The 12,121-nt window shown below is 64.9% G+C and carries 9 protein-coding genes; 5 read left to right on the top strand and 4 right to left on the bottom strand.

Annotated features, from left to right (window positions below; genetic code table 11):
• Nucleotides 1-37: 37 nt before the first annotated feature.
• Nucleotides 38-484, bottom strand: coding sequence for a hypothetical protein (locus tag G4L39_RS08800; protein ID WP_165107542.1), 447 nt, complete (start codon nt 482-484; stop codon nt 38-40).
• Between the two features lie 380 nt (nt 485-864).
• On the opposite strand from G4L39_RS08800, the gene nusA reads away from it, so the two are divergent.
• The 4 genes from nusA to G4L39_RS08780 all read left to right on the top strand — a co-directional run bounded on the left by nusA (nt 865) and on the right by G4L39_RS08780 (nt 6,745).
• Nucleotides 865-2,160 (top strand): transcription termination factor NusA, encoded by a 1,296-nt coding sequence (nusA, locus tag G4L39_RS08795; RefSeq protein WP_165107532.1) that lies wholly within the window; start codon nt 865-867, stop codon nt 2,158-2,160.
• A 1,223-nt stretch (nt 2,161-3,383) separates the two neighbouring features.
• Nucleotides 3,384-5,276 (top strand): translation initiation factor IF-2, encoded by a 1,893-nt coding sequence (infB, locus tag G4L39_RS15795; protein WP_343203323.1) that lies wholly within the window; start codon nt 3,384-3,386, stop codon nt 5,274-5,276.
• A 69-nt stretch (nt 5,277-5,345) separates the two neighbouring features.
• The gene (gene rbfA / locus G4L39_RS08785; protein WP_165107530.1) at nt 5,346-5,720 is read left to right on the top strand and encodes a 30S ribosome-binding factor RbfA; all 375 of its coding nucleotides are present in this window, start codon (nt 5,346-5,348) and stop codon (nt 5,718-5,720) included.
• Nucleotides 5,717-6,745, top strand: a complete 1,029-nt coding sequence (locus tag G4L39_RS08780) for a DHHA1 domain-containing protein (RefSeq protein WP_165107528.1) — start codon at nt 5,717-5,719, stop codon at nt 6,743-6,745. The genes rbfA and G4L39_RS08780 overlap by 4 nt, the downstream gene beginning before the upstream one ends.
• A 199-nt stretch (nt 6,746-6,944) precedes the next feature.
• On the opposite strand, the gene G4L39_RS08775 is transcribed toward G4L39_RS08780, so the two are convergent.
• Nucleotides 6,945-7,547: a CvpA family protein gene (locus G4L39_RS08775; protein ID WP_205880891.1), complete on the bottom strand. Its 603-nt coding sequence runs from the start codon at nt 7,545-7,547 to the stop codon at nt 6,945-6,947.
• Nucleotides 7,548-7,818: 271 nt separating this feature from the next.
• Entirely contained in the window at nt 7,819-9,354 is a 1,536-nt protein-coding gene (locus G4L39_RS08770) for an O-antigen ligase family protein (RefSeq protein WP_165107525.1), read from the bottom strand.
• Between the two features lie 330 nt (nt 9,355-9,684).
• Here G4L39_RS08770 and infC point away from each other — a divergent pair, with 330 nt between their 5' ends.
• Nucleotides 9,685-10,455 (top strand): translation initiation factor IF-3, encoded by a 771-nt coding sequence (gene infC, locus G4L39_RS08765; protein WP_165107524.1) that lies wholly within the window; start codon nt 9,685-9,687, stop codon nt 10,453-10,455.
• Here the strand turns inward: infC and G4L39_RS08760 are convergent.
• Nucleotides 10,427-11,944 carry a DUF2851 family protein gene (locus G4L39_RS08760; protein WP_205880890.1) on the bottom strand — a complete coding sequence of 506 codons (1,518 nt, stop codon included), beginning with the start codon at nt 11,942-11,944 and terminating at the stop codon, nt 10,427-10,429. The two genes, infC and G4L39_RS08760, sit on opposite strands and share 29 nt — an antisense overlap.
• Nucleotides 11,945-12,121 lie beyond the last annotated feature (177 nt).

Raw genomic sequence — 12,121 nt, 5'->3', positions numbered from 1 at the left:
AGGCCGGCCACGTTCGGTATGAAGGTCTACCAGGCCTTCAGAAAGTAAGCGCGATCAGTTTGAGTCCGGCAGGTTTGCCGGTTGCCGGGTCGCGGACCAGGTTTTGTTCACCCGACCCCGCCGATTCGGGGGCCCAAGGATTCAAGAGCTCCAACGGGTTTGCCGACCGCAGGGCCTGCACCAGAATCCCGCTGTAGGTCCTGCGACCCACGGTCAGCTCATTCGGGGGACGCGGACGGTCCAGATCTTCGGGCCGGAGCTCCCGGACAAGGCGGTTGACCAGCACCTCGGACAATCCGGACGCGGCGCTGCCGCCGTCGAGTTGGAACCGGCCCGGCACCACCGCAGACGCGCCTGGGCTGTTGGTGGGGACGTCGGGGACCCCGCTCCCAAGCTTGCCCGCATCCGGTTCAGCGGCAGAAACCGGAGCTGCGGCCAGCCAGAGTGTCGCCCCGAGCCAGAGAATGGATTGCCAGACCTTCATGGTGCCGGTCTCCGAGCCCAATTTCCGCGATGTCCTGCCCTTCGTCAAACAAACGGAGGCAGGCCCGGGAATGCCGCCGGGTGGTGGAGAAGAGGCGGCCGGGTTCAAAGCCGCGGTCGCCGACCTGGATTTGCCTGCCGGACTTCACGTGCCGGTCCTGGCCGGGCCCGGTTTGGATCGCTTTGGAGCCGCAACCGGGCCGCCGCGGGACAGAATGTCTCAGAATGTTGGGACGGCGGCCTTGACGCTGGCCATGGGCACGGCCTAGATTAAAACCGCGGTCAACAGCGTGCTGGATTACCAGCAGGTGGAAGTCGGAAGATTCGCATCTGCCGACTTTTTTATTCTCCGGGTGCGGCTGACCGCCGGAGAGGTGCGATATGAATGCAGATTTGCTGGCGTTGCTGGATTACTTCGAGCGTGAGAAGGGCATCAGCCGCGAGCGCATGCTCGCGGTGGTGCATGATACGCTGTTGTCTGCTGCCAAGAAGGCGGTCGGGCCGGCACGGCAATTGCGGGTGGAGATCGATCCCAAGTCCGGAGAAATCCGCGCTTACGCGCGATTGATCGTGGCACAGCGGGTGGCCTCCAAGCACGACCAGATCTCGCTGGCGGAGGCGCAGAAACTCAAACCCGGCGCCCAGGTGGGGGACGAGGTGGAAGTGGAGGTGACACCGACGGATTTCGGCCGGATTGCCGCCCAATACGCCAAGCAGTGGATCCTGCAGAACATTCGCAAGATCGAGAAGGAACAGATTTACGCCGAGTTCAAGGATCGCGTGGGAGACATCGTCAGCGGGACCGTGCGGCGGTTTGAGCGCTCGGACGTGATCCTGGATCTGGGGCGGTATGAGGCGGTACTGCCGAATCGAGAGCGCGTACCCACCGAAGAGTATCAGGTGGGCGACCATATCCGGGCGTTTGTCAAGGCGGTGGAACAGGGGCCGCAAGGGCCGGAGATCATTCTGTCCCGGGCGGATCCGCGGTTTGTGGTGAAGCTGTTCGAGCTGGAGGTTTCCGAGATCCGCGACCGCACGGTCGAGATCAAGGGGATTGCCCGCGAACCCGGTTACCGTACGAAGCTGGCGGTCCACAGCCGGGACGAAAAAGTGGATCCCGTGGGTGCGTGCGTGGGTTTGCGCGGGCAAAGGGTCAAAAACATCGTCCGGGAGTTGAACAACGAGCGGGTGGACGTCATTCGCTGGTCGCCGGATATCCGCGTGTTCGTGGCCAATGCCCTGGCCCCGGCCAAAATCAAGGCATTCGAAGTGGATGAAGCCCGGCGCCGGATCAAGGTCATCACCACCGAGGACCAGCTTTCCCTGGCCATCGGAAAGCGTGGCCAAAACGCACGCCTGACGGCCAAACTCACCGGCTGGCAGGTGGATATCGAAGCGGAGGCCACCGTGGTGAAGGGATTCGAGGAAAAGGTGGCCGAAGCGGTGGAGGCCCTGGCGGCCATCCCCGGCATCAGCCGGGAACAGGCGGACATTCTGGTCCATCACGGTCTGACCCGATTGGAGGATCTGTTGCAGGTGGAAGAAAGCGACCTGCAGGAAATTCCGGAGCTTGCCGATCAGGCGGCCGCCATCCTGGAAGCGGCGCGAGCCGAAGCCCAGCGGCGGACCATTCCCCTGGGGCAAAATGCCCAGCCCGGAGGTGCGGCGGGGACGTGATCCTGAGCCGCTTTGAGGTTGGCCGGCCTGTCGCGGTTTGCTAGGCTACTTACCTCGAGGCCGTGGAGGCCGGCACCCGGATGAATTAGGATTTTATGCCCGTTCGCATTTACGAGATCTCGCGGCGGCTCGGTCTGGACAACAAGGAAGTCCTGGCGAAAGCCAAGGAACTGGGTTTGACCGGGGTCCGCGCCGCCAGCAGCACGCTCGACAAAATTACGGCAGAGTATTTCGAGTCGGAGCTGCGGAAGATTTTTGCCGATCGCATCGCCGCACGCCAGCTGGCCGAGGCGGAGGCGGCCGCGCGAGCCGCGGCGGCAGCCGCAACAGCCGTGGAAGAACCACCGGCCGTGGAGGCCCGGCCGGAAGAACTAACGGCGCCCACAGAAAAAGAAGCAACATCCGGACCGGCCGCCACTCCCGCCGAAGAGCCCACCGTAGCCCAGCCCGCCAGTCCTCCGACAGCGGAACCAGTGACGACGGCCCCCCCAGCCGAGCCCGTACCTGCCCCTCAAGAAGTAGCCCCTTCAACGGAGCCGGTGGCCCAAGTCCCCGCCGCACCGCCGGCCACTGCTCAGATACCCGAACAACCTGCACCGGCGGCCACGCCCGCGGTGGCACAAGAAGCCTCCGTTGTCCCCTCCGGAACCGCCCCCGAATCCACCAAACCCGGGGCCGAGCCCACCAGCCCGGCATCCGGCGAGGCCGTCAGCGCAGAAGCCCGCGCCCCAGAGCAAACTGTAGCAGAGCCAGCACCCGTCCCCACCACGACCGCGCCCACCGTTCCACCATCTCCTCAGGTGGAGACGCAGCCGGGCCCGTCCGCTCCGCAACCGGAGGGAGCCGTGTCAGCCCCGGCAACGCCCGCCCCGGCCACGCCGGTTCAACAAGTCACCGCAAAACCCTCCGCGCCGCCGCAGGCTCCACCCCCGGCAGCCTCAACGGCTCCCGCTCCTTCAGCCCCTCCTCCACCCCAAACTCCACCCGCGCCGCCCAAGCCCAAGGTGGGTGACAAAATCGGCTTCATTCCCCTGCCTCCGCGGCCGCAGTCGAAGACCGGTCCCAAACCTCCCCAGGCGCCAGCCAAACCCGCCCCGACCGCGCCACCCAAGGGCCAACCCCAGCCTGTTAAGCCCCAGCCGGGCAAAGCGACTCCGGTTCGGCCCGCCGTAGCCCCTGCCGCCAGGGGCCCGGAAAAACCGGCCCCCACGGCCACGATTCGCGTGGTGGCTCCGGCCGCGCGCGACGACAAGACCACCGTTCAGGCCCAGCCCAAAACCACGCCGGCAAGCCGCCTGACGAAGGTCGAAGTCCCGCCCAATGCGCCGGTGATCTCCCTCAAACCGCCCATCACCGTCCGTGCGCTGGCGGAAAAACTGAACCAGAAAGCCTTCAAGATCATCGCCGATCTGATGGACCTGGGCGTGTTCGCCAACGTGAACCAGACGATGGACCCCGACTGCGCCCGGGCGATCTGCGCCAAGTACGGCTACCGTTTCGAACTGGAGAAGCGGGAACGGCACGCCCAAGTACCCGCAGCTCCGCCGCGCAAGAAGGCGGAGTTGGATCCCACCGACCGGCCCGAGGATCTGCGGCCCAGGCCGCCCGTGGTGACCGTAATGGGACATGTGGACCACGGCAAAACCACGCTGCTGGACGCCATCCGCAAATCCAATGTGGCCGCCAAGGAGGTGGGCGGCATCACCCAGCACATCGGCGCCTACACCATCTCCTTCCCGCATCCCGAACGAAAGGGTGAACTGGCGCAGATCACCTTCCTGGACACCCCGGGGCACGCGGCCTTCAGCGCCATGCGCGCCCGGGGCGCCAACGTCACGGATATCGTGGTCCTGGTGGTGGCGGCCGACGACGGCGTCATGCCGCAGACCATTGAGGCCCTCAACCATGCGCGGGCGGCCGGCGTCCCCATCATCGTGGCGATCAACAAGATGGATCACCCGGCGGCCAACCCCCTGAAGGTCCGACAGCAGTTGCAGGAGCAGGGGTTGATCCCGGACGACTGGGGTGGCGACACCATTTTCGTGGAGCTATCCGCCCTGACGAAGAAGGGCGTGGACAAACTCCTGGAAATGATCCTGCTGCAGGCCGATCTTCTGGAATTGAAGGCCAATCCGAACCGGCCCGCCGTGGGGAACATCATCGAATCGGGGATTTCCCCGGGCGGACCGACGGTCACGGCCCTGGTCCGCAAAGGCACATTGCGCGTGGGGGATGCCCTGCTGTGCGGGCCGTATTACGGCAAGGTGCGTGCCCTGATCAACGAAGATGGCGAGCGGCTCAAGGAGGCGGGTCCCTCGGTGGCGGTGAAGGTACTGGGTCTGAACGGCGTGCCCGAGCCCGGCTCCGAGTTTACCGTCGTGGAAGACGAGCGAAAAGCGCGCGAGATCGCAGAGCAACGGCAGGAAGCCCTCCGGACCCGGGCCGCCGAGACACGCGCCAAGGTCACCCTGGAAAACCTGTTCCAGGTCCTGGACGCCCAGCAGGCCAAGGTCCTCAAGGTGGTGGTGAAAGCCGACACCCAGGGCTCCGTCGAGGCCATCGTGGATGCTCTCAAGAAGATCGATTCCGAGAAGGTGAAACTGGAGATCATCCACAGCGCGGTGGGCACGATCACCGAATCGGATATCCTGTTGGCCTCGGCCTCCAATGCGGTGGTGATCGGGTTCCATACCCGGGTGGACACGGGTGCGCAGGAACTGGCCAAACGCGAGGGGGTGCAGATCAAGCTGTACTCGATCATCTACGAGTTGATCGACCAGGTGCGCGAAGCCATGGCGGGCTTGTTGGAGCCGATCACCCGCGAGGTCGTCCTGGGCACCGCCGAGGTGAAACAAATCTTCCCGTTGTCCAAGGGCCCGCCCGTGGCCGGTTGCATGGTGTTGCAGGGGCGGATGACCAGGGGACGCGTGCGCGTTCGCCGGCGCAAGGACATCATCTACGAGGGCAACATCCAGTCCATCCGCCGCTTCCAGGACGAGGTCACGGAAGTGCGCGCGGGCCTGGAGTGCGGCATTCGGCTCGACGGCTTTGGCGACTTCCAGGTTGGCGATGTCCTCGAGTGCTATACTGTGGAGAAGGTGGCGCAGACCCTGTAACGCCGGCGGCGGGTGGACGGTCCGCCCGGTTGCAGCCGGATCGGCGCCCCCGGGAAAGAGACGATCGCCATGTCTTCACATCGCGTTGAACGGATCCGGGAATTGCTGAAGCGCGAGATCGGCTCGGTGATCCGCCGGGAGTTTCCGGTGGAGGAACTCGGCCTGGTCTCGGTCAACGACGTGGAGGTGTCGGGCGACCTGCGACATGCCACGGTGTACGTGAGCATTCTGGGCACTGCCGAACAGCAAAAACAGAGTGTGCGCCGCCTGCAGGAACAGCGGTGGCGCATCCAGGATTTGGTGGCCCGTTCGGTGGTGCTCAAATACATGCCGGTGCTTCGTTTCGTGGTGGACGATTCCATCGCCCGCGGCACCCGGGTCATCCAGATTTTGGAGGAACTGGAGCGGGGGCAGGAAACCCCCAGGACCGAGCTCAACCCGTGAGAACGGTACCGCGTGTCGTGGCGCGCATCCTGGAGGTGCTCCGGGAGGCACAGCGCATTTGTGTGGTCGGTCACGTTCGGCCGGACGGCGACTGCATCGGCTCGCAACTGGCCCTGGCCCTGGCCCTCGAAGCTCAGGGCAGGCAGGTCACCTGCTGGAACGAGGATGCCGTGCCGGAAAAGTACCGCTTCCTGGACCCCGAGGGTCGCATCCAGAAACCGCACCCGGGCGAAACGTTCGATTGTGTGGTCGCCACCGATTCCGCCAGTCTGGAACGGCTCGGACCGGGTGTGCTGGCCGGAATCACCGAACGCCGGTGCCTGATCAACATTGATCACCACGTCAGCAACACCCGGTACGGCGACATCAACTGGGTGGTGCCCAGGCAACCCTCCACCGGCGAGTTGATCCACCGCCTGTTGCGCGCGGCGCGCTGGCCCATCACGCCACCAATTGCCGACTGCCTGTTCACCGCCATTTCCACCGACACCGGTTCGTTCCAATACCCCACCACGCTGCCCTCCACCTACCACGTGGCGGGCGAACTGGTGGCCCGCGGCGCCAACCTGGCACGCATCTGCCACGAGGTCTACCAAAGCTTCCCACTCACCCGCGTCCGGTTGCTCAAACGCGTCTACAGCCGGTTCCGGCTCACAGCCAACGACCAGATCGCCTATTGCTGGATCTCGCGGGCCGACATTGCGCGGTCGGGAGCAAACCCGGCCGACACCGAAGGATTGATTGATCATTTACGTGCGATCGAGCCCGTGGTTGTGGCCTGCCTGTTTGAGGAATACGAGCCCGGCGTGGTGCGGGTGAGTTTGCGATCGAAGTCCGATCAAGTGGACGTGGGCGCGGTGGCCGCACAGTTCGGTGGCGGGGGACACCCCGCCGCCGCCGGTGCGCGCATCCCCGGCACACCCCTGTCCGTGCGCCGCCGCGTATTGGCCGCATTGAAGAAAGCCCTCCTCAACCATCAACCCGGCCCGCAAAAGAAGTCACCCTGCCTGACCCGGGCCGCCTGAAGAAGGTCCCTCGCCATCCGGCCCGACCAACCCGGGAACGGCCGGGCCTGAAAAGCCGTCCGCGGAGAGCCCGACCTTCCCACGACTGCTGAACGCAATTCCTCAAGCCGTGGAAAACCCCGCCCCTCGCACCGGCATCGCCCACGCCAGCCGCGCGTTCCCCTGAAAGGCCGACCCCCTCCGGGAGGGCTGTTTGCGATCAGAATTCCGGCAGCTGACGTCGCGCCTGCCGCAGGTCCTTGCCCCCGGGCGGCGTGGGCCGGATCAATAACGTACTGCAATAGGTCCGAATGCGCGGTCCCAGAAACGACGCCTCGAACACTTCCTTTTGGACCATGGGCAGCGTGGGGAAAAAGTTGCTCCCGTAAACGTCCTGCTGGTACTTCCGCATGGCACGGACCTCGGCCTCCGTGTACATGCGGGCATTCAAAAGGGCCAACCCGGCCACCAGGATGCACGCAAACCGCAACATGCCGGCGCCCATGCCCAGATAGTATTCGCCCCGACCAAACAGGTCACTGCCGATCAACTTGCCGCCGAGCCATCGTTTCAAGAGCGAAAAACATGCCGTAACCCCCAGAATAACCAGCAGGTACCCGAGGACATAGCAGGTCAGAAGGCCAAAGGGGCTGTTGGCCCAAAGCCACTGGCCCACCGGTTCATACACCCGCGCAGCCACCAAAACGATAACCAGCCATTTGAGCAGGGGTAGCGCTTCCCCGGACATGCCGTTCTTCTGGCCGCGCCAGATGCCCAAAAGCAGGACAGTGACCACGGCCAGATCAAACCAATTGATCGGCATCGAACCCAACGTCATAGGCACTCTTCCATCGTTCCAGCTCCGGAGAAGCCAGAATCATGCCAAGTTTGAATCCGGATCCAGCGGCGGGGTACCCAGTTCCGCAGGATCAAAGCCGGAAAGATTTCTGGCACGGATGCAAAAACCGGTCTGGTGCCTGAGCGAAGGCGGTTTCACGCCGGGCGAGGCTCCAAATACCCACGTTTCACGAGCAAAGAACCACAGAATGCCGGGGGCTGAACGCGCCGAAGCTTGCGCCCCCCGGCCCGGGTCTTCAGTTCGCCCCCCGTGGATGGGAAAAAAGCGTCAGAATCGCACAGTGCAGGAGCACCAACTGCTGAATCGAGTAGATTTGCAGGGGGAAATCCCATCGGGCATGCAACAGGCAACCGCCCAGGGCTAATGCATACAACAGGGGCAGTCGCCAACTGGTGACGATCCCCCCGGGGAACACGTACCGCAGCAGAACCCACCCAAGAGCGCCGAGGAGCAGCCCCATCCCGACCCGACCCCAGGTCACGCGAAATTCAAGCCAATCGTTGTGCAGCTGGGCCGGCCAGTATTCGTCGGTGCTTTTTCGGTACAGCTGAAACACGGGGCCGAGAGTGCCCGGGCCGGTGCCAAACCACGGGAAATCGGCCGCCATGCGACGCGCAGTTTCATACATGGCCTCGCGCTGGGCCAGCCCCTCGTCCAGTGCCTCAAAACGTTGCCTCAGGGTGGAGCCGCCCAGCCACAGGCCCAGGGCCACGCTCACCCCCGCAAAGGCCAGCATGGCCAGCCGGACGCGGACACGGCGGCCGCGCCAACCCACCCAAAAAATCACCAGGACCATCACCATGGATCCGATGGCCACCGCCGCACCGCCCCGACTGAGAGAAAACACGCTGGTGGCTGCCATGATCCCCGCAGCCGGCAGCAGCAAATGATGCACCGGCGAACCGCGTCGCGACGCACCGGCCGCCCGCCGCACAAACCGCCGCAGATGATGCAGTCGCCACCAGAGCCCCAGCGTGACCGGCCAGATCAGGTTCAAATACTGCGCGCCATTGGAACGGTAATTGAAAGGGCCGAGCTGGGCCTCTGCCACTGCATTGAGTCGGGGGCGCACCAACCAGAGCAACTTGTCGGTCCCGCTGGCCCGCTGCAGCAGGGCTTCCACAGCAAGAAACGCCCCGTTGAGACTGAGGAGCCACAGCAGCAGCTGCAGGCGCCGGGGCAACCACAGACCGGTCCGCCCCTCCGGATCCCACCGATGCAACGCGCTACGGTCGGCCGGTGTCTTGCCCAACAACCAGTCCCGGGCCGCCCAAAAATAACAGGCCAGCGCCACCACCCGGGCAAACATTTGCCGCGAACGACTGGCATCGTACGTGTGCGGCAGCCAGGGAATGTACGCCGACCGGTATTGGAACGTGCCCAGCTCGGGATCATAATCAGCCCGCGCGTTGAGCGCGGCCGTGGCGGCATAGAGGAGAATCAGGACGGTCAGGCAAACAAGACCGCGCACCCAAACCCCAGCCCATCGGGTGGCCTCATCGGCAGGCGAACCGGCCCGATCCCAACGCACGGGTTGGTATACAAAAAAGCGTCGGAGGCTCCACTTGACCGCCAGCAGTACACCCAGGAGGTAACCGACGCCGTTGAGAGTGTGGATGGCCCATGCGGGCGTGCCCCCGAAAGCCCAGGGGGCAAACAGAAGAGCCCCACAGAGCAACACACCCGAGGTACGATCCAACCGATCATACCACAGGGCAGTGCGCAAACCCGCACGAAGCCCGGGAACCACCGTGGCAGCCGAGGCCGGCATGGGGGCGATTGAACCGATCCACCCGCTGCCTCTCAAGCGTGAAAGCGGACCGGGCCACGGACCGGCCACCCGACGTTAAGCGAATGGGTCGGATCGGCCGCCCGGGACAGTCCCTTGATGGCACGCGTGGCGGGCTCAGCGCCTGCCTGAAGTTCCCGGCACCGGGAATGGCGGATGCGGGGCCGGGGCAGCGCCGCGGCTGCTTCAAAAAGTTGTTGCACCGGCCGGTGTAGCCGATTATTTAGGCGATAGATTGAACGGCCGTGAATTCGGCACACAACAGAAGGAACCGAGTATCGAAACGAAAGACCACCAACTGAAGAGGGTGTCTTGAGTCGCCCTTTGCCTTCCAACCATTCGTCGGGTCGCGGGAACTTCGTCCGGGTAAACGGCAAGATCCGTGCCCGGGAAGTCCGCGTCATTGGTATTGACGGAAAACAGATCGGCATTCTCCCCTTGGGCGAGGCGCTCACCTTGGCGCGCCAGCACGGGGTTGACCTGGTGGAGGTGGCACCGAACGCCGATCCACCGGTCTGCCGGCTGATTGATTACGGAAAATTCCGTTACGAACAGGCCAAGCGGGAGAAAGAGGCCCGGAAGCACCAACACGCCAACAAGGTCAAGGAGATCCAACTGAGCCCGAAGATCGATCCCCATGACCTGGGCGTGAAGGCCATGCACGCCATCGACTTTCTGTGCGACGAAATGAAAGTGAAGGTGGCGTTGCGCTTCCGGGGCAGGGAAATGGCCCACACCGAGTTCGGGTTCCAAGTGGTGCAGAAGTTCCTGGAAAAGATCGCCCCTTGGGGACACCCGGACTTCGAGCCCAAGCTGAACGGTCGGAACATCGTGGTCGTGGTGAGTCCCCTGCCACGGCACAAGCGGGCCAAACACCCCCGCGAAGCCGAAGCACAGGCCACCCCAACGGCCGGTTCACCCCCGACCTCCAAGCCGGCACAAGAAACGACCACCGGCGCCGGCGGCGCAACAGCGCCTGCAACGCCCTCCGGAGGTGCCGCCGAAACCACGCCAACCGAGTCCCGTCCCGACACGGGATTCGGCAACAACCCGTTCAGCGAGCTGGACCTGAACCGCGCCTGAACGCGGCGGGCTGACCGTTCTCCGGGACGCTTCCCCCACGCGCCTCCAACGCGGCGGGAAAGGGGCATCCTTCGCAGCGCGCATTGGCATGGTCACAGAAATCGCGGAGGATTTGAATCAACCCCTGTTGCAGGGCAGCCCGGGCGGATGAACCTCGCAACGGCCGCCCGCCCAAAAGGCGCTGCCGGGCCAGCCGAAAGGCGGCATTGTCCGCTGCCGATGGCCACGAAAGGTATCGCTGCCGGACCCTTTCCCAAAGCGCATCGTGCCCGGCTGCCCGGGCTCGTGCCCCCAGCCACGGCAGCACCACGTTCACGGCCAGTTCGGTCACCCGGGCGGCACCGATCCAACCCTCCGATTCCGTCGAAGAGCCGGATCGGAGGGTCCAGTGACGGGACCAAAATGCCCTGGCTCCGGGCTGCATCCGTTGGAGCAGTGTGGGCACCAGGGCCGAGGCCGGTAAATCAAGCGTACCCCACTGCTCAATGCGCCGCACCCAATCAGGCTCCGCCAGCCAATACGCGGCCAGCGCAAGGCGCCGCTCCGGATGGTTGGCCGGGCGCACCCCATGAAGGCGCCAGGCGTTCCGCGGCAGGCAACAGTCCGCCAAAGGGCCGCGGTCACGCCACCAAATGTCCCACAGCTTCCGCAAAAACCGGGCCGAGTCGGGTGGCAACGACCGCGTCTCCTCCGGCAGCAATCCGCTCAACCCGAGCAGGCGGGCCTGCAAGGTTTCTGCAGCCATACCGGGCTCCCACCACCGATGCCGCCGCTCAGCCAGCCATTGCATGGGCCAGGTGTTGTGCTTGTAACCCAGACCGCGGAACAACCCTTCCCACAAAGCCTGTTCCCAACCCACGGCCCGCGCCCGGGCCTGAAAATGCAGGAGCTTGGCCTCGAACCGGGCCAGGCCCGCCTCTTCCAGCACGGCCTCGAGTTCGCCCGGAGGGAGCCTGGTCAACGGGGCGTGACAGGCCCCGCGAAGCGCCTCCGGCCAGACCGTTGCCTCGCCGCGATCCAGCCAGAGCAGGAGCTCTTCGAGCGGCGCGTCCAACCGGTCCTTCAAGGCCAGGGTGAATGGGGGCTGCCGACCGGGACCCGACACGGCCAACGTGTTCGCATCCGGGTCGCCCGATTCCCACACCACATGAAGCAGGACCCTGGCAAACCGAGGGCTCAGGTCGTGGCCATGGTCCCGCCAACCCCGGGCATGAATATCCACTTCGACATCGCCCTCCTGCACGGGCCCACCGTCCACCCGGAACAGGGCCTTTTCGAAATCAGGCCCGCCTTCAGGGCGCGGGAACCCCGGATGCAACACTTCAAGTCTGCGGCCGTCGCAGGTTTGCAACTGATCCCGCAGAATCCGCTGGTGCATCCAGATCGCTTGAAGAAGCCGTTCGGTAGGCAGGCCGGAATCCTCGTGCCACGCCTCGCGCCGGCCTGTCTGTTCGCGAATTCGAAAGTACCAGTCGGGGTGCTTCGGCACGGGGCAGCTTTGGCCCGGCAAAGGCCGCCGTGTCAAGGCCTGGTTCCAACCCCGGGCAGATGGGCAACGGTTCCGGCCTTCGTCAGGTCCGGGCCGAACGCCCCGGCGTGCCCCTCCCGATCCGCACCTGGCCCGGCAACACGGCAGCCGACCGGACTTGCCCGACCGGACGCATCG

It is taken from the genome of Limisphaera ngatamarikiensis, from assembly GCF_011044775.1.
Taxonomy (GTDB): Bacteria; Verrucomicrobiota; Verrucomicrobiia; order Limisphaerales; family Limisphaeraceae; genus Limisphaera; species Limisphaera ngatamarikiensis.
Note: the sequence above shows the minus strand (reverse complement) of the source record. Positions and strands in the feature narration are given on the sequence as shown.

Coding starts and splice junctions, on each gene's coding strand:
- G4L39_RS08800 (WP_165107542.1), bottom strand. CDS start 484: ATGAAGGTCTGGCAATCCATTCTCTGGCTCGGGGCGACACTCTGGCTG.
- nusA (WP_165107532.1), top strand. CDS start 865: ATGAATGCAGATTTGCTGGCGTTGCTGGATTACTTCGAGCGTGAGAAG.
- rbfA (WP_165107530.1), top strand. CDS start 5,346: ATGTCTTCACATCGCGTTGAACGGATCCGGGAATTGCTGAAGCGCGAG.
- G4L39_RS08775 (WP_205880891.1), bottom strand. CDS start 7,547: ATGCCGATCAATTGGTTTGATCTGGCCGTGGTCACTGTCCTGCTTTTG.
- G4L39_RS08770 (WP_165107525.1), bottom strand. CDS start 9,354: ATGCCGGCCTCGGCTGCCACGGTGGTTCCCGGGCTTCGTGCGGGTTTG.